This window comes from Halofilum ochraceum, assembly GCF_001614315.2.
Taxonomy (GTDB): domain Bacteria; phylum Pseudomonadota; class Gammaproteobacteria; order XJ16; family Halofilaceae; genus Halofilum; species Halofilum ochraceum.
In genome coordinates this window covers 102,832-120,810 of sequence record NZ_LVEG02000005.1, presented here as the reverse complement: position 1 = coordinate 120,810, position 17,979 = coordinate 102,832, and the positions used below count along the sequence as shown (strand labels likewise).

The window sequence follows — 17,979 nt, the reverse complement described above, 5'->3', positions numbered from 1 at the left end:
TAGATGTATCCACGGTGGTTGTGGAAGGCGTGCGCTTTTCCCGGCGTGCTCTGGCTGGTGCTGTTGTTCGTCCTGCCCTTTTACGCCGTCATTGCCGTGGCGTTCGGGACGGTCGATCCGATCTTCCAGAATCCGATTCCCATATGGAATCCGCTGGACTGGAATTTCGACAACACCCGGGAAATTCTCGCCCAATTCCTTCCGGGCGAGCGGTACTGGACCGTGTTTGTCCGCACGACTACGTACATCGCCTTCGCGGTCAGTATCAGCCTGCTGATCGCCTACCCCGTGGCCTACTACATCTCGCGGCACGCCAGGCGCACCAAGGTGCTGCTCCTGGTGCTCCTGGTGCTGCCGTTCTGGGTCAGCTACCTGATGCGGATGCTCGCCTGGGTGGGCCTGCTCGCCCCGGATGGATTCATCAATTCGTTCCTGATCTGGAGCGGGATCGACGAGAGTCCGCCCAACTGGCTCGGAGGGCACGATGGAACGGTCATCTTCGCCCTGATCTATGGCTATATCCCCTACATGATCCTGCCGCTCGTCGCGGCTCTGGATCGTATCGACAAAAGCCTGCTCGAGGCCGCCCGGGATCTCGGCATGACGGCCCGACAGACGTTCTTCCGGGTGACCCTGCCGATGTCCAAGATGGGCATACTCGGGGGCTGCGTGATCATTACGCTGCCGATGTTCGGCGACTACTACACGCCGAACCTGGTTTCTTCCTCACCAAGCACATCGATGCTCGGCAACCAGATTTACCTGTATTTCCATGGCGGGCCGCAACCGGATGTGGGCGCGACGCTCACGGTGGTACTGGCGATCTTCCTCTCGATCCTGATGGCCTACTATCTCTACAGCGTCGCCAAGGCGCAGAAGGATCTTCAATGAACACGATGGTCGATACCGCACCACGCCGCGGGGTGTTCGCCGGGATCCTTCATCGCCTGAATGGCCTCGTGCGCAATCCGCATGGCAAACCGCGTGCGCTGATGACGATCACCTGGCTGTACATGATCTGGACCATCGTGCCTGTGGTCGTCGCCATCATGTTTTCCTTCAATGAGGGACGATCGATTTCCGTATGGCAGGGATTCGACGCGACCCGCTGGTACTGGGGCGACCCGGTGAACTCGGTCCTGCACGACCCCGGCCTCCAGGCGGCCCTTTGGCAGAGTCTCAAGCTCGCTGGCCTCGATATGCTGATCGCGACGCCGATCGGTGTTCTGCTGGCACTCGGGCTGGCGCGCTGGCGGGGGTACGGCAAACGGCCAGCCAACTTCCTGATGCTGTTCCCGCTGATCACGCCCGAGATCGTCATGGGCGTATCGCTCTATCTGGTTTTCCAGTACGTCTACGTGTTCGTGAACCCGAGCACGACCGCGCAGGTCATCGGCCAGGTCACCTTCTCGATCTCCTATGTCGTGATCGTCGTGCGCGGACGCCTGATGTCCATTGGCGCGCAGTACGAAGAGGCCGCCGCGGATCTCGGGGCTTCGCCCTGGGACTCCCTGCGGCTGGTGCTCTTCCCGCTGATGCTGCCGGCGATTCTCGCCAGTATGATGATCGTATTCGCCATATCGATCGACAACTTCGTGATCGCGCAGTGGCTGTCCTGTGGTGCCGGCTGCGATACGGTACCGATCAAGGTGTACAGCGCGACCCGTTCGGCGCCCCTGCCCTCCATCAACGCGGTGGCCGCGATCATGGTCTATCTGACCCTGGGCGCGATTATCCTCGCCTTCGGGATTTACCGCCTGTTGACTCGCGGCGAGCGGGTCAAGGGTCAGGCCGGGGGCGAATTCACGAAGATGGGATCGGTGGATTTCAATTGAACGACGGACATTCCCGTCACAAGGGGGACCCAATCGAATGACTCAGGGCACGAACGGCACGATCGAGTTGCTCGACCTCACCAAACGGTTCGGCGCCCATACGGCGGTCGACGGTATCAATATGGATATCCCGAGCGGTGAGTTCTTCTCGATGCTCGGTCCATCCGGGTGCGGCAAAACGACAACCCTGCGGATGATCGCCGGATTCGAACAACCGGACACGGGCAAAATCGTGCTGGATGGGGTGGATATGGTGCACTCTCTGCCCCATAAACGCCCCGTCAACACGGTGTTCCAGAACTATGCGCTGTTCCCGCATCTGAACGTATTCGACAACGTCGCGTTCGGACTACGGCGTGGACGCATCAGCAAGGACGAAGTGAAACGCCGGGCCAATGAAGCGCTGGAACTCGTCATGCTTGGCGACCTGGGCGACCGCCGGCCCTCCGAGCTCTCGGGTGGGCAGCAGCAGCGGGTCGCGCTCGCGCGGGCGCTGGTGCTGAAACCGGCCGGACTCCTGCTCGACGAACCGCTGGGTGCGCTCGACGCCAAACTACGCCGCCAGCTGCAGATCGAACTCAAATCGCTGCAGGAGCAGGTCGGCATCACGTTCATTTACGTCACGCACGACCAGGACGAGGCGCTCACCATGAGCGACCGGATCGCGGTCATGAACGACGGCCATGTCGAGCAGATGGGTCCTCCCCGCGAGATTTACGAAACGCCTGAAACGGCATTCGTCGCGGATTTCCTGGGCGCATCCAATCTCATGGACGGCGTCGCCCGCGGGAGCGATGGAAGCGGCAACTGCCGAGTCGACGTAGGCGGCACGGAGTTCCTCGCCGCGCTGGGCAGCAGCGAGATCAGCGGCGCGAGCAAAGTGATGATCCGCCCCGAGCGCGTGCGCCTCGGCAAGCCCGGCACCGCCAGCGACGGGTGCAACCGGACCTCGGGTCGGATCGAGCGCTCGATTTATATCGGCAGCGCCTTCCAGGTCGTAGTGAAACTCGATATCGGCTGCACCATCGAGGTGGAGATCCAGAACACGGGCGAGCAGGAAATGTTCGCCGTTGGCAGCGAGGTCTGCGCCGAACTGCCGCCCGAGGCCCTGCGGGTGCTGCGCGACCGCCCCGAAGGACGCGGCGCGCCGCCCACGGCACGCAAGACGGACGTGGAGCACGAATCCGTTGCGCAGGACGACCGCAGCCCGACAGCGAGCGTGAAACAGGCCCGCGCCTGAAACACCACCAGGGCGCGCCCCCGCCCTGCACCCGGGTGGCGCTGAAAAGCCGTTCCATTCCGCCCGCGCGGACCACTTCGCCGTGTGCCATGACGCGCGGTGGATGGGCGTGCGGGATCAACGCCCTGCTCGTCTGTCACGAGGGAGTGCCCCGCCATGGCGGATGGCCCTGATCCACGCCACGACATCCTCTTCGAACCGGTCCAGATCGGACCCGTAACCGCGCCCAACCGCTTTTACCAGGTCCCTCACTGCACGGGCATGGGCTACCGGTATCCCCGATCCCTTGCCGCCATGCGGGGGATGAAGGCTGCCGGCGGTTGGGGAATCGTGTGCACGGAATACTGCTCCATCGATCCGTCCTCGGATGAATCACCGCACAACACGGCGGCTCTCTGGGATAGCGATGACATAGGCCGCATGCGGCTGATCACCGACGCCGTGCACGCTCACGGCAGCCTCGCCGGCGTCGAGCTCTGGGCGGGTGGCATAGGAACACCCAATCTGCTGACCCGAGTGCCTTCACCCGCAGTCCGGTCCATGCCCGCCGTTCTCGACCCGGTCCAGTCGCGCGCGATGGACCTCGACGACATCCGGGCATTCCGCCGACAGCACCGTCTCGCCGTGCGCCGCGCGAGAGAATCCGGGTTCGACATCGTCTACGTGTACCCGTGCCACGGCTACCTGCTGACCCAGATGATGTCGCGTGCCCACAACCAGCGGAGTGACGAGTACGGCGGTTCACTCGAGAACCGGGTGCGTTTGGTGCGGGAGTTGCTCGAGGACGCGCGTGAGGAGGCCGGCAACCAGATGGCGGTGGCCATCCGGTTCTCGGCCGACGGCCACGGCGAGGTCCACATGGGCGCCGATGAGGCGATGGATGCGATACGGATGCTTGCGCACCTGCCTGACCTCTGGGACGTGACGATCGGCGATTACGCGCACGAAATGGGCTCTTCCATGTTCACCCCTCCCGGCACGCTCGAGGGACACGCGGCACAGGTGCGGGAAATCACCGGCAAACCCGTCGTCACCGTCGGCCGCTTCACCTCCCCGGACGCGATGGTCGGTCCCATCCGCCGCGGCGCCCAGGACCTGATTGGTGCCGCCCGCCCCTCCATCGCAGACCCCTTCCTGCCGGCAAAGATCCGCACCGGGCGCTCCGACGACATCCGCGAGTGCATTGGCTGCAATATCTGCTATGCGAGCGACGAACGCTCCGTTCCGATCCGGTGCACCCAGAACCCGACCATGGGCGAGGAATGGCGCCGCGGTTGGCACCCGGAACGCGTCGAGCGGGACAATGACGGCGACACGGTCCTGATCGTGGGCGCCGGACCCGCCGGGCTGGAGGCCGCGCGCATCCTCGGCCTGCGGGGCTTCGCCGTCACCATTGCCGAGGCCACCCGCGAGGCCGGTGGGCGCGTCACGCGCGAGAGTCGGCTCCCCGGGCTCGCGGAGTGGGCACGGGTCCGCGACTACCGAGTGAACCAGATCCGCGCCATGACCAACATCGACCTCTATCTCGACAGCCGGATGAGGCCGGACGACGTCCTCGAGTTCGGCGCCCGGCACGTGCTCGTCGCGACCGGATCGGCCTGGCGCGCTGACGGTACGGGCCGTGTGCACCCGCTCCCGGTACCGGGATTCGAGCATCCAGGCGTGAGCACCCCGGATGCGGTGATGGATGGCGACTTGCCCACGGGGCCGGTCCTCATCTTCGACGACGACCACTACTACATGGCATCCGTGCTCGCGCAGAAGCTGGCGACCGAAGGGCTGGCGGTCACATATGTCACGCCCGCGAGCCGGCCCGCTCCCTGGCTTGAGCATACGCTCGAGCAGGAACAGACCCACCGCACCCTGCTGCAGCTCGGCGTCACGATCGTAACCGGCCACCGAGTGGCGGGATTTGACGGCGAGGCCGTGATCGCTGTCTGTGAGGTAACGGGCGACGAGCAGCGGATCACGGCGCGTTCGGTCGTGCCGGTGACTTCGCGCGAACCGAGCGACATCCTGTACCACAACCTGCGCGCACGTGCGGAAGAACTGGAACGGGCGGGCACCGAGACGCTCATCCGGGCCGGGGACTGCGAGGCGCCCGGGATCATAGCCACGGCCATCCATGCCGGGCATCGCATCGGGCGCGAACTTGGCCTGGCTTCTGTACCAGCGGTCCGGCGCGAAGCGCAGGGCGCCTGATCGCAGGGAATAACCGCCTGGCGCGGGCCCGGAGTTCAGCCCGATTCCAGCGCCCGATCAAGCGCATCCACAAGCAGATCGGCATGCGTGTGTTTGCACACGATCGGCGGACGGATCTTGAGGACGTTCGCGTGCGGGCCCTCGACGCCGACGAGAACCCCCGCCCGCCGCATCGCCAGGGCGACCCGGGCGGTCGCCTTCGGCGCCGGCTGCCGGCTGTCGCGATCGGTCACGAGTTCCACCCCGAGGAAGAGGCCTCGCCCGCGCACCTCGCCGATGGTCTCGTGCCGGGTCCCGAGCGCGGCCAGCCGATCCCGAAGGTAGCCGCCGACCTCTGCCGCCGCGGCCCACAGCCCCTCTCGATCCAGCACGTCAAGCACCGCCAGGCCGGCGTTGCAGGCGACGGGATTGCCGCCGAAGGTGGAAAAGAAATCCGTCCGCTCGGCGAAGACCCTCATGATCGCCGGCGTCGTGACGACCGCACCCAACGGATAACCGTTGGCCGCCGGTTTCCCCAGCGTGACGATGTCCGGTACGGCGCCATGGGCCTCGAATCCCCATGCCGTCCCAAGACGACCGAATCCGGCCTGCACTTCATCGGCGATGCACAGACCACCCGCCCCGCGCACGCGTGCAAAGACCGTATTCAACCAACCGGCCGGTGCGTCGAGGATGCCATCCGAGGCGAGCGTGGGATCGATCATGGTCGCCGCGACCCCGTAACCGGACGCCGCGAGTCGATCGATCGCGCGATCGATGTCGACGGCATAACCGCCATCCCCCCTCGACGACGCCTGCGCAGCGCCGCCCGGCGGCGAAATCCAAGCGACGTGGGGGTGGGGGGCGCCGTTTCCCGCTTCATAAGGAGAGAGCGCCGCGATGGCCTCCGTGACGCCATGGTAGGCACCGGCTGTGACCAGCGCGCCGCCCTGCCCGCTCCATGCCCGCGCCATCCGCCAGGCGAGATCGTTCGCCTCGCTGCCCGAGTTGACGAACATGACGCTGCCGAGTTCTCCGGGGAAGCGTTCGGCCAGGCGGTCGGCGTATTCGAGGACGCTGTCGTACAGGTAGCGCGTATTGGTGTTCAGGGTCCGGGTCTGCCGCGCGACCGCATTGCCGACATGCGGATGGCAGTGGCCGACATGGGGCACGTTGTTGTAGCAGTCGAGGTGCGGCGTGCCATCTGCGTCGAACAACCACATGCCCTCCCCGCGCACGGCGTGGAGCGGCGCCTCGGGATAGAACAGCGCAAGGCCCGGCATCAGCCGCTCCTCGCGCCGCGCGACGAGCCGGTCGGTCTCGGTGTCCGTACCCGACCCAGTGACGGCCATTGGCTCGGGCAACCGCAGCGTGCGCCGCAGATCCCGGAATGCCCGGTTATGCCCGACTGCATCGAACGCTTTGAGCTGGTCCTGGTAGGCGGTCATGTCGGATTCCATCGACCCCGCTCCTTCGGCGCGGTGCACGGTGCGCGAGGCGAGAACCGAAACCGTCAGGGCGAGACGTGCCCGCGCGAGGTCCCACAACAGCGCGAGCTCTTCGTCTTCAAGCGGCAACCGTTCATCGAAACCCGCGGCGACGTGAGACGCCCCTTGCCACGGCGTGTCGAGGCCGGATGTCGTGTCCGCCATGGCTACGGCCAGCTCCTGCACGAGCGGTCCGTGCATGACATCACCGAAATCGATGATGCCGGCTATGGCGGACCGATCGTCGGCCACCAGGACGTTTTCGGCGGTCGCGTCGCCGTGAATGACCTGAGAGCGCAATCCGCCGAGCCGCGGGAGAACGTGCTCCGTGAATTCGTCGAATATCTGCAGAATCCGATCGCGCTGTCGCGCGTCGTCGATATCGAGCGCGCAGGGGCGCAGAGCCGGGATCTGACGGACATCCCAAAGCAGGTCGTGCCCGGCGTATGGATGGAAGAAACCGGCCAGCGCCCGGTCCAGACGCGCCATGGTTCCACCGACGCCGCGCAGGAGTGCCGCCGGGCGCGGTCGGGTACCGATCGGTTTCCCGGCGACATAGCCGAATACCCGCAACCACCCGGCCCCGCCACCGTCCGCTGGCAGCGCATGGAGGTATTCGCCGTCACATTTGGGGATTACGGGCGGGATGCCGAGGCCGGGGTCCTGATGCGCGGCATGGCGCAACGCGGCGAGCTGCATGTCCAGCACGCCATGTACTTCACCGGGCTGACCGATCTTGACGAGCCAGCTCGTGCCCGCTGGCGTCGTGACCACCAGGTTCTGGTCCCGATCGCCGCCGACATCGGCCAGCTCGCCGCTGATCCCCCACTCGGCCTGCAGGATCGCGGCAACCCGCTCGACCGGCAGATTCGGCCGTGCGGAATGCACGAACAGGGGACCATTGTCCGATTTCATTGCCTGCAGCCGATCACCCCGGCGCCGTTGCGGCACCGGGGCGGAACCCGCTCAGTACTGAGCGATATCGACCCAGACGGACTTGCTCTGGGTGTGGGCGACAATGCTCTCGAAGCATTTGTCACGGCCGTTGCCGGACTGCTTGTACCCACCCCAGGGCTGCGTCATATCGCCATGATCGAAGCAGTTGACCCAGATCACGCCGGCCTCGATATCTCGGGCGAGGCGATGCGCGGTGCCGACGTTGCCCGTCCAGATACCCGCCGCGAGCCCGTAGATCGAGTCATTGGCGATCTGTACCGCCTCCTCCGGCGTATCGAACGGGATGACCGCGCCGACCGGGCCGAAGATCTCCTCACGGGCGATGCGCATGTCATTGTTCACCCCGGTGAACAGGGTGGGCTCGACATAGGCCCCATGATCCCAGCCCGAGGGGACGCCGCCGCCCATGGCGACCTCCGCACCCTCGCCGCGGCCAATGTCGATATATTCGAGCACCCGCTTCTGCTGTTCGGTGTTGACCATCGCACCCAGCGTGGTTGCCGGGTCGAGCGGATCCCCCGCCACGAACGCGGTCTGCGCGAGCGCCGTGAAGCGCTGCGAAAAGTCCTCGGCGATGCGCCGGTCCACCAGCAGGCGCGAGCCCGCGTTACAGACCTCGCCCTGATTGCCGAAAATACCGTTGACCGCATACTGGACCGCCCGGTCGATGTCCTCGACATCGCCCATGATGATCTGGGGCGTTTTCCCGCCGCACTCGGTCGTGACCCGCTTCATGTTCGACTGGCCGGCGTAGATCAGCATCTGTTTGCCGATCTCGACCGATCCGGTGAAGCCGATCTTGGCGACATCGTTGTGCAGCGCCAGCGGCGCACCAGCCTCTTCGCCGTATCCCTGAACGACGTTGAACACGCCCGGCGGGCCGCCGGCTTCAATGAACAGACGAGCCAGCAGGCCGCAGCTCAGCGGCGACTGCTCGGCCGGTTTCAGGACCACGCTGTTGCCGGCGGCGAGCGCGGGCGCGACCTTCCACGCGGCCATCATCAGCGGGTAATTCCACGGAACGATACAGCCGACCACACCGAGCGGCTGACGCAGGATGTAATGCAGGGCATCGTCGGCGGTATTGGTGACCGTGCCTTCGATCTTGTCGATCGCCTCGCCGAAGTACTGGAAGCACTCGACGCTCGCGGGAATATCCGCTGACAGCATGTCCTGGACCGGCTTGCCCATGTCGAGCACATCGAGCAGCGCGAACTCCGCGGCATGCGCCTCGAGCAGTTCGGCGTAGCGGTACAGGATGTTCATGCGCTCGCGCGGCGCCATACGCGACCACACGCCCGAGCGGAAGTGCTCGAGCCCTGAGGCGACGGCGCGATCGACATCCGCCTGGCCGCCGCGCGCGACCCTGGCGACGAGTGCGCCGGTCGCCGGATTCACGTCGTCGAAGGTTCGTCCATCACTGGAATCCACGAACACGCCGTCGATGAAATGGCGGCCTTCCGGTACCAGTGCTTCGGCGCGGGCATGCCAGTCTTTTGCGCTCAGTGAGCGCGCGTCAGTCAGGTTCATTCGGGTCTCCGTAACATTCCGGAAGAAAATTCGTTGCCGAGCGTTTAAAAGGCGCCGGCGACCGGTCTCCGGCGCGTACCGCCGTAGAGCGATCGCGAGCAAGCTCGTTCCTGCAGCATTCGACTATCGATCCCGGTGTGGCAGCTATTGGGGAGCGAGCTTAGTCGCGATCGCTGCATACCGGCTATGATCCTTCCCGATCACCAAACTCGGCCGGGAACACCTTGCCCAGAAACATCTCGATCGCCTTCTTGGCCTCCTCGCGATCAAAATCGCGCGGCTGAATCTGCAGGTCGAGCCACATCCCATCCGTCATCGCGTTGAGAGCGACGGTCACCTGGTGCGCGTCGACGTCCTCGTGACCGCCCTGTTCGATGATCTCCTCGATGATCGTGCGCACCTGCCAGTGGTAATCGTTGTACAGCTGCGCACACAGATTGCGGTACTTGGGGCGCGTTCGGCCTTCGGCCCAGAACGCATACCAGACCGCGATCTTCTTTTCGCTGGCGATCCGCGGGGAAAAGTCGGCATCGATGATCGCGCGCAGACGTGCCACTGGCGAGGGTCCCGCCTTTTCGACCGCCTCGCGCCACACGTTGGTGTACTCGTCCGCCAGCCACTGGAGTGTCGCCAGCAGCAGATCCTCCTTGGTGCGGAAATAGAAACCGACGACCCCATAGCTCACCTTCGCCTGGCTCGCGACATCGGCGAGACGTGTGCCGGCATACCCCTTGCGGCCGATGACGCTGATGGTCGCCTCGATCAGCTGTTGCCTGCGCACGTCCCTGCGGTCAGCGGAGACCGCTTTTTCGGCGTTTGCCACCCTGTTCTCCCGGGATTTTTGGTCGGCCAAGAATAGATCGATTTTCCTGTCCACACAATAGCCTACGTCATTCAAAATGCCGGGAATTGATCGATAAGTCAATCAATTTGGACTGGACAGCGGGATTCCCCTTCGCCAGAATCCGGCCAATCGCAGTCCGGAATCGACCTTATGAGCCGTTATGACGCAATCATCGCAGGGGCCGGCCACAACGGCCTCGTAACCGCCGCCTATCTCGCCCGGGCAGGATTGAAAGTGCTGGTCCTCGAGCGCCGCTCGCAGATCGGTGGCGCCGCATACAGTGATGAGCGCGGAAACGGGTATACCTTCACCTCATGCTCGTATGTCTGCAGCCTGTTCCGGCCCGAGATCATCCGCGACCTCCAGCTGGCGAAACATGGTCTGCAGATCCTGCCCTTCGAGGGCGCCGTCAATCTCGGCAACAACGGCGACTATCTGGGCATGTTCTCCGATCACGATCGCACGCGCCGCGAGGTGGCCCGCCATTCCCCGCGCGACGCCGAGGCCTACGACATCTTCGCCGCCGACATCCTGCGTCAGTGCCGTTTCATCCGGCCGATGCTGCTCGAGAGCCCCCCGGACCCGACCATCGGCCGGATGCGGGATATCGCCGATCTCGCCCGCCTGGGCAAGCGCTTCGCCGCCATGGGCGAAGACGCGATGTATGACACGCTGCGCCTGTGGACGGCCAGCAGCGCGGCGTTCCTCGACCGCTACTTCGAATCGGACCTGCTCAAGGGTGCGATGGCCGGCAGTGCGATCATCGGCACCGCGCTGGGCCCTTATAGCCCCGGCACCGCCTATGTGCTGCTGCACCACTTCATGGGCGATGTGGACGGCAACATCGGCGCATGGGGTTACGCGCGCGGCGGCATGGGCTCCATCAGTGCGGCCCTGGCCGGTGCCGTCCGTGAGCATGGCGGCGAGATCCGGACCGACGCGGAGATCGTCGAGTTCCTGACTTCGGGTGACGACGTCACCGGTGTGGCGCTGGCGAATGGAGAAGAGATCCACGCGCGTTCGGTGATATCGAGCCTCGATCCCAAACGGACCTGGCTCAAGCTCATGCCAAAGGACAAGCTGCCACAGCGCTTCCGCGAGGACATCGAGCGTTACCGGATCCGCGGCTCCTCCGGAAAAGTGAACATCGCGCTCGACCGCGCGCCGAATTTCGAGGCGATCCCGAACGACCTCCCGGAACTGAACCAGGGGACGATCACCGTCTCCCCGAACATGGAGTACCTCGAACGCGGGTATGACGACTGGAAGAGCGGAACCTGGTCGCGCAAACCTTTTCTCGACATCTCCATCCCATCGCTGATCGACCCGACGGTCGCCCCGGAGGACGGACACATGATGACCGTGTTCGTGCAGTACGTGCCGCCCAGACTGGCCGACGGGGAGTGGACTCCGGAAAAACGCGATGCGTTCGGCGATACGGTTCTGTCGACGATCGAGGATCACGCCCCCGGATTCCGCGACTCGATCGTTGATCTGGAGGTCCGCACCCCGCACGAACTGGAACAGGAAGTCGGACTGACCGAGGGCAACATTTTCCACGGCGAACTCACCCTGGATCAGCTCCTGTTCAACCGGCCGGTACCGGGGTACGCCCAGTATCGCGGCCCGCTCGGCGGCTTCTACATGTGCGGCTCCTCCACACATCCAGGCGGCGGCGTAATGGGCGCGCCCGGTTATAACGCGGCCCAGGAGATTCTCGCGGATCTGCGCAAGAAGGTGGCGGCATGAATGACACCAAAGCGGATGCCGTCCTGATCGGCGGCGGACACAACGGCCTCGTAGCGGCCACGCGGTTGGCGCATTCGGGCATGCGCGTGGTCGTCCTGGAAGCGAATGAACAGCCTGGTGGCGCGGCGCGGGGATACGAAATCCATCCGGGCTTTCGCCTGCCCGCACTCGCGCACATGCTGCCGGCGTTCGATCGGCGGGCCATACGCGAACTCAAACTCGGTCGTTATGGTCTCGGCACGCCCATCAACGAAGCGACGACGGTCTCGCTGCTGCCCGACGGGGGCAGCGTCGTGCTCCATCCGGATGCCGATACGACCGCCGCCGGGCTCCGCGAGCACTCCGCCAGTGACGCCGAGGCCTGGCCGGATTTCCAGCGGCGGCTGCGCGCGCATACGGATGCACTGCGTCCTCTGCTGGCGAGTGAAGCGCCCCGTCTCGATTTTGCCGATCGCCGCAATCTGCTCACGCTCGGCCGTCTCGGCTGGTCGATCCGGCGCCGCGGCCGTCAGCAGATGCGCGATCTGCTGCAGGTCATCACCATGAACGTGGCCGACCTGCTCGAGGATCATTTCGAAACCGACGCACTCATGGGCGCGCTGGCCCTGGACGCCGTACTGGGCACCGACCATGGTCCGCGCTCGCCGAATACGGTTTTCACCCTGCTGCATCGCCTCGCGGGGCATATGTCCCCCCGGGCGCGATCCGCCGCGGCCAACGGCGGCCGTCCGCGCCGGCCCGTGGAAGCCCTGCTCGAAGCGGCCCGGGCCGCCGGCGTGGAGATCCGAACGGGTGTGGCCGTCCAGTCGATCCGGGTCGAAGCCGGTGTGACCCGCGGGGTCGAACTCGCGGATGGCAGCGCGATCGACAGCCCGGTGGTCGTATCCAATGCCGACCCGGTCACGACCTGCAGCGAACTCGTCGATGCCGACCACCTCGACGCGGACTTCCGCCGTGAGATCCGCGCCATCCGGACGAAAGGCACCACCGGCAAGGTCGGCTTCGCGCTGGATCGTCTGCCCCATCTGCCACAGCCGGCGTCGGGTGGACCGCTGCGCTGGGTGATCGCCCCCTCGATCGGCTATGTCGAGCGCGCTTTCGACCACGTGAAATACGGCGAAGCCGTACCGGAGCCGGCGCTGGAGATCACCATCCCGTCGCTGGACGACCCGGAGTGCGCGCCCGCGGGGCAACACGTCATGTCCGTCAACGTGGCCTACGCACCTTACAGCGAGTCGCTTGATCCGGACGAGATGGGCCAGACGATCACCGCGATGATCGAACGGCACGCGCCCGGGTTCGCGCAGACGGTGCTCGCGCGCGAGGCCTGGGGGCCACGCGAGATCGAAGCGCGCTTCGGGATGCGGGGCGGCCACTGGCACCACGGTGATATCGCGCTGGACCAGTTCTTCATGGTCCGCCCGGTGCCCGGATTCGCCCAGTACCGCGCGCCGATCGAGGGCCTCTACCTGTGTGGCGCCGGTACTCACCCGGGCGGCGGTGTTACGGGAACGAACGGGATCAACGCGGCGCGCGCCGTTCTGCGCGACCGCCGCAACGGGAGGCGCGCGGCATGATCGGACCGGTACTGGAGAAAACGCCGTTTCACGAGATCCTGGCGCCGCTGAATCACACCGAGGAGTGGGAACGCTGGCAGGGCTATGCGACCGCCACGCGTTTCTACAACGAGGGTCAGGAATACGCGGCGATCCGCAACAGCGTCACCGCCTACGACATTACGCCGATGCTGAAATACCGCATCGAAGGCCCGGATGCCGCGCGTTTCATCAACCGCCTCATCACCCGCGATATCGATCGCTGCCGCCCGGGGCGATGTTTCTACACGCCGTGGTGCAATGGTGCCGGCCATATCATCGAGGACGGCACCGTATTCCGTTTCACGGAAACCGAGTTCCAGATCAACTGCGCCGAGCACAATCTCACGTGGTTCCTTGCGACCGCCGAGGGCCTGGACGTGCGCATTGAAGATGCGACCGAAGAGATCGCCGCGCTCTCGCTGCAGGGCCCCCTGGCGCGCGACCTTCTGCTTCGCGCCGGGATTACGGAGGTCGAGGACCTGCGCTATTTCGGGCTCGTGCGTACGCAACTGCAGGACCTCCCCGTGACCGTGACGCGGACCGGTTTCACCGGGGATCTCGGCTACGAACTCTGGGTCCGGTCCGAAGACGCCGTCGCACTGTGGAAGCGGCTCGAAGCCGCCGCCGGCAGCCGCGGCATCACGCCGATCGGCTCGATCGCGCTGAACATAGCCCGGGTCGAGGCGGGTCATATCCAGGTGCACAGCGAATACCCGGATGCCCGCACGACGGTCGATCTTTCGGAGAAACGCTCGCCGTTCGAGCTCGGACTGTCCTGGGCCATCGACTTCCGCAAGGACCACTTCAACGGCCGGCGCGCACTGCTTGCGCAGAAGGAAGGCGCGGGCCCGCGACTGCGGCTCGTCGGGCTGGAACTCCCGGGGCGGCGCCCGGCCGTCGATTCTGTGCTCTATTCCGGCAAGCGGGCCGTGGGCGAGACCACCGCGGCGATCTGGTCACCGCTGCTCAAGAAGAGCATCGCGCTGGCGCTGGTCGAGGCGCCCTGGGCGATCAACGGCACGAAACTCCAGGCCGAAGTCCACTTTCGGCGTGAACTGAGGCTGCTGCGATCGGACGAGGTCGCGCGCGTGGTCCCGCATCGATTCATCGATCTGCCACGACGCCAGGCGTGACCGGCACCCGCCGGCACGCCGTTCTCCTCTGACTGATCCTTTCCCCTGCAGCCACCGGTTCCGCATGTCCAGCGAAAACACGAGTGAAACGATATCCCGGCTTTCCGATGTGGAGGCCGAGATACCCGCCACGTCGGGGCCCTCCGGGCGCCGGCTTGTATTCGCGATGCTGGCGAGTATTACCGCCGTGGGGATCACGCTGGGGATCACGGGGCCGCTGTTCTCCGTGTTGCTGGACCGCATGGGCCTCAATACCGCGCTTGTCGGGTTGAACACTTCGCTCGGCGTGGGCGCGACATTGATCGCGGCCCCGTTGGTCCCGTTTCTGCTGGTGCGCTTCGGTGTCGTGCCGGTGATGATGATCGGCATCCTGCTCAGTGCCGGCGGCATTCTCGCCGCCGCGTTCTACCAGCACGCCGGGCTCTGGTTTTTGCTCCGCTTCGTGATCGGCATCGGTATGTCCCTCCACTGGGTGATCAGTGAGACCTGCATCAACCGGTTCTCCTCCGACCACAACCGGGGGTTCGTGGCCGGCGTCTACTCGGCCCTGTTCGGACTCGGTTTCGCGATCGGCCCCATGATCGTGCGCTGGCTGGGTGTGGATGGCCTGCTGCCGTTCGCCGTGTCGGCCGCGCTGGTCCTGATCGCGGCGATCCCATTGCTGTATATCCGCGGCGCCGCACCGGCCATGGAGCACGAGCAGGGGCAGACCACCATGAGCGTCCTGCGGCTCGCCCCGGTAGTCATGCTGGCCTCGTTCATCTCCGGTTTTGTCGACAATGCCGCGCTCGCCCTGCTCCCGCTGTACGGCATCCGGTTCGGGCTGGCCGAGGGGGCCTCCGTGGAACTCCTCGCCATCGCGACGCTCGGCGCGGTGATTCTGCAGTTGCCGATCGGATGGCTCTCGGATCGCATCGGACGCAGCGCAAGCATCGTCCTGTGCGGAATCGGCGGATCCCTGACGGTCCTGCTGCTGCCATATGTTCTGGACCTGACGCTGCTGCTGTGGACGGTGCTGTTTCTCTGGGGAGGGACGACCGTCGCCTTCTACACCCTGGCGCTCGCCCTGCTCGGCGAATCGTTCCGCGGGACGACGCTCGCCAAGGCCAATTCGACCCTCGTGATCGCCTATTGCCTCGGGAGTATCGTCGGGCCGCCGGCGGTAGGTGGCGCGATGGACTGGATCGGCCCCAATGGTTTCATCATCGTCATGGCGGCGGCCTCGGCCCTGCTGGTCCTCGGCGCCATCGTCTGGCGACCGATCCGGGACGCCGCCTGGGGCAACCCGGGCGATTGAGTGGTTCGACCGCGGAGTTGGCGGGCACAGCCAATATCATGGCGGATTTCGGCAAAGCGTCGCCATCCGATTCCGCGAGGATCGAACCCGTTATCAAGCATACGAAATGCCTTGCGCACACCGGTATACCCGGCCCATTGAATCGGGAGATGACTCATGAGTGACGCCGTACAAGTCGAGCGCCGCGGCGCCGTAATGGAAATCACGCTGAACCGCCCGAAGGTCAACGCGATCGATCGTGCCACGTCGGTCGCCCTGGGCAATGCCTTCTGCGAACTCCGCGACGACCCGGAACTGCGGGTCGGCATCGTCACCGCCGCCGGCGACAAGGCCTTCTCCGCGGGCTGGGATCTCAAGGCCGCGGCCTCGGGCGAAGACGAAGAGGTCGGACTCTGGTGGCATACGGATTACGGCCCGGGAAGCTTCGCCGGCATCACCGAACTCTGGGACCTCAATAAGCCCGTTATCGCCGCGGTCAACGGCCTGGCCATCGGTGGCGGTCTGGAACTCGCGATCGCCTGCGATCTCATCGTGTGTGCGGATCATGCGTATTTCGCGCTGCCGGAGGTCCCGCTGGGGATCGTGCCCGACTCCGGCGGTCTGCAGCGCGTACCCAAGCGCCTGCCCTACAACATCGCCATGGAAATGCTCCTGCTGGGGCGCCGCATGGAAGTCGACGAGGCGATGCACTACGGCATGATCAACCGTGTTGTGTCGTCCGATCAGCTCATGCCGACCGCGCGCGAATGGGCGGACACCATCGCCGCCGGCGCACCGCTGGCCGTCCAGGCGATCAAGGAGATCCTGCGCGAGACCGAATCGATGTCGGTAAAGGACACGTTCTCCTACATGCGCGAAGCGGAGTTCGAGAATTTCCCGAAGGTCCTGCAGAGCGAGGATGCGAAGGAAGGCGTCGCCGCGTTCGCCGAGAAGCGCCAGGCGCATTTCCGGGGGAAATAAGCCATGGATTTCGAACCGACCACCGAACAGAACATGATCGTCGACAGCGTTCGCCGCTTCGTGGAAGAGGAATGCTATCCCCACGAGAACGAGGTCGAGCGCCGTGGCGAGGTGCCGGCGGAGGTCGCCGAAGCGATCCGCGCGAAATCCATCGAGCATGGCTTCTATGCGGCGAACATGCCGGAGGAAATCGGCGGCGGTGGCCTCGATGCACTGACCATGACCATGGTCGAACGGGAACTGGGCCGCACTTCGTTCGCCCTGCAGATGCTGGTGCACCGCCCCAGCAACATCCTGCGTGCATGCAACGACGAGCAGGCCGAACGTTATCTCTATCCGACAATCCGCGGTGAACGCATCGAGTGCCTGGCGATGACCGAGCCGGGGGCCGGATCGGATCTGCGGGGCATGGCGACGCGGGCCGAGCCGGATGGTGATGACTGGGTCATCAACGGCACCAAGCACTTCATCAGCCACGCGGATGTGGCCGACTTCACGATCCTGTTCGCCGCGACCGGTGAAGAGGAAGTCCAGGGCCGCGGCAAACGCAAGAAGATCACCGTGTTCCTGGTCGATCACGACACGCCCGGCATGACTGTCCGCCCGGGCTACAACTCCGTATCCCATCACGGCTACCACAATTCGATTCTCGAATTCGACAACTGCCGGATACCGGGCTCGCAGGTGCTCGGCGAGGTGCACCGCGGTTTCGATCTGGCGGGAACCTGGCTCTCCGCCAGCCGGCTGACCGTGGGCGCGACCTGTATCGGGCGCGCGCGGCGGGCTCACGAAATGGCCGTCGAATGGGCCGCCTCGCGCAAGCAGTTCGGCCAGTCGATCGGCCGTTTCCAGGGAATCGGCTTCAAGCTGGCCGACATGGCGACGGAGATCGATGCCGCCGAAATGCTCTGTCTGCGCGCGGCCTGGCTGCATGACCAGGACCGGATGACCGATTCGGACGCCGCCAAGGCGAAGCTCTATGCCTCGGAGATGCTGGCGCGGGTCACCGACGAGTGCATCCAGATCTTCGGCGGTATGGGGCTGATGGACGAACTGCCGCTCGAACGCTTCTGGCGCGATGCCCGCATCGAGCGCATCTGGGACGGCACGAGCGAGATCCAGCGCCACATCATCTCGCGCGATCTGCTGCGTGCGCACGGCGGCTGAA

13 protein-coding genes are annotated in these 17,979 nt (G+C 65.3%); 10 read left to right on the top strand and 3 right to left on the bottom strand.

Annotated features, from left to right (window positions below):
- Window positions 1–3: 3 nt before the first annotated feature.
- The 4 genes from A0W70_RS07080 to A0W70_RS07065 all read left to right on the top strand — a co-directional run bounded on the left by A0W70_RS07080 (window position 4) and on the right by A0W70_RS07065 (window position 5,277).
- Window positions 4–891 (top strand): ABC transporter permease, encoded by an 888-nt coding sequence (locus tag A0W70_RS07080; RefSeq protein ID WP_083330839.1) that lies wholly within the window; start codon window positions 4–6, stop codon window positions 889–891.
- Window positions 888–1,835: an ABC transporter permease gene (locus tag A0W70_RS07075; protein ID WP_083330838.1), complete on the top strand. Its 948-nt coding sequence runs from the start codon at window positions 888–890 to the stop codon at window positions 1,833–1,835. Before A0W70_RS07080 ends, A0W70_RS07075 begins: the two co-directional genes overlap by 4 nt.
- 37 nt (window positions 1,836–1,872) lie before the next feature.
- Window positions 1,873–3,075, top strand: a complete 1,203-nt coding sequence (locus A0W70_RS07070) for an ABC transporter ATP-binding protein (RefSeq protein WP_070988527.1) — start codon at window positions 1,873–1,875, stop codon at window positions 3,073–3,075.
- Window positions 3,076–3,231: 156 nt separating this feature from the next.
- A complete protein-coding gene (locus A0W70_RS07065) occupies window positions 3,232–5,277 on the top strand; it encodes an oxidoreductase (RefSeq protein WP_070988526.1) in 2,046 nt (681 codons plus the stop codon).
- Between the two features lie 35 nt (window positions 5,278–5,312).
- Here the strand turns inward: A0W70_RS07065 and A0W70_RS16575 are convergent, their stop codons facing one another.
- The 3 genes from A0W70_RS16575 to betI all read right to left on the bottom strand — a co-directional run bounded on the left by A0W70_RS16575 (window position 5,313) and on the right by betI (window position 10,053).
- Window positions 5,313–7,658: an aminotransferase class III-fold pyridoxal phosphate-dependent enzyme gene (locus tag A0W70_RS16575; RefSeq protein WP_083330837.1), complete on the bottom strand. Its 2,346-nt coding sequence runs from the start codon at window positions 7,656–7,658 to the stop codon at window positions 5,313–5,315.
- A gap of 51 nt (window positions 7,659–7,709) precedes the next feature.
- Window positions 7,710–9,230 carry an aldehyde dehydrogenase gene (locus A0W70_RS07055; protein ID WP_070988525.1) on the bottom strand — a complete coding sequence of 507 codons (1,521 nt, stop codon included), beginning with the start codon at window positions 9,228–9,230 and terminating at the stop codon, window positions 7,710–7,712.
- Window positions 9,231–9,414: 184 nt separating this feature from the next.
- Complete coding sequence (gene betI / locus A0W70_RS07050) at window positions 9,415–10,053, bottom strand: transcriptional regulator BetI (protein ID WP_070988524.1); 639 nt, start codon at window positions 10,051–10,053, stop codon at window positions 9,415–9,417.
- Window positions 10,054–10,224: 171 nt separating this feature from the next.
- On the opposite strand from betI, the gene A0W70_RS07045 reads away from it, so the two are divergent.
- The 6 genes from A0W70_RS07045 to A0W70_RS07020 all read left to right on the top strand — a co-directional run bounded on the left by A0W70_RS07045 (window position 10,225) and on the right by A0W70_RS07020 (window position 17,978).
- Window positions 10,225–11,823: a phytoene desaturase family protein gene (locus A0W70_RS07045; protein ID WP_070988523.1), complete on the top strand. Its 1,599-nt coding sequence runs from the start codon at window positions 10,225–10,227 to the stop codon at window positions 11,821–11,823.
- Window positions 11,820–13,400, top strand: coding sequence for a phytoene desaturase family protein (locus A0W70_RS07040; RefSeq protein ID WP_070988522.1), 1,581 nt, complete (start codon window positions 11,820–11,822; stop codon window positions 13,398–13,400). The genes A0W70_RS07045 and A0W70_RS07040 overlap by 4 nt, the downstream gene beginning before the upstream one ends.
- A complete protein-coding gene (locus tag A0W70_RS07035; RefSeq protein ID WP_070988521.1) occupies window positions 13,397–14,554 on the top strand; it encodes an aminomethyl transferase family protein in 1,158 nt (385 codons plus the stop codon). The genes A0W70_RS07040 and A0W70_RS07035 overlap by 4 nt, the downstream gene beginning before the upstream one ends.
- A 64-nt stretch (window positions 14,555–14,618) precedes the next feature.
- Window positions 14,619–15,851 (top strand): MFS transporter, encoded by a 1,233-nt coding sequence (locus A0W70_RS07030; RefSeq protein ID WP_070988520.1) that lies wholly within the window; start codon window positions 14,619–14,621, stop codon window positions 15,849–15,851.
- Between the two features lie 156 nt (window positions 15,852–16,007).
- On the top strand, window positions 16,008–16,811 hold the full coding sequence (locus A0W70_RS07025) for a carnitinyl-CoA dehydratase (RefSeq protein ID WP_070988519.1): 804 nt from the start codon (window positions 16,008–16,010) through the stop codon (window positions 16,809–16,811).
- A 3-nt stretch (window positions 16,812–16,814) separates the two neighbouring features.
- Window positions 16,815–17,978 (top strand): acyl-CoA dehydrogenase family protein, encoded by a 1,164-nt coding sequence (locus A0W70_RS07020; RefSeq protein WP_070988518.1) that lies wholly within the window; start codon window positions 16,815–16,817, stop codon window positions 17,976–17,978.
- Window position 17,979 lies beyond the last annotated feature (1 nt).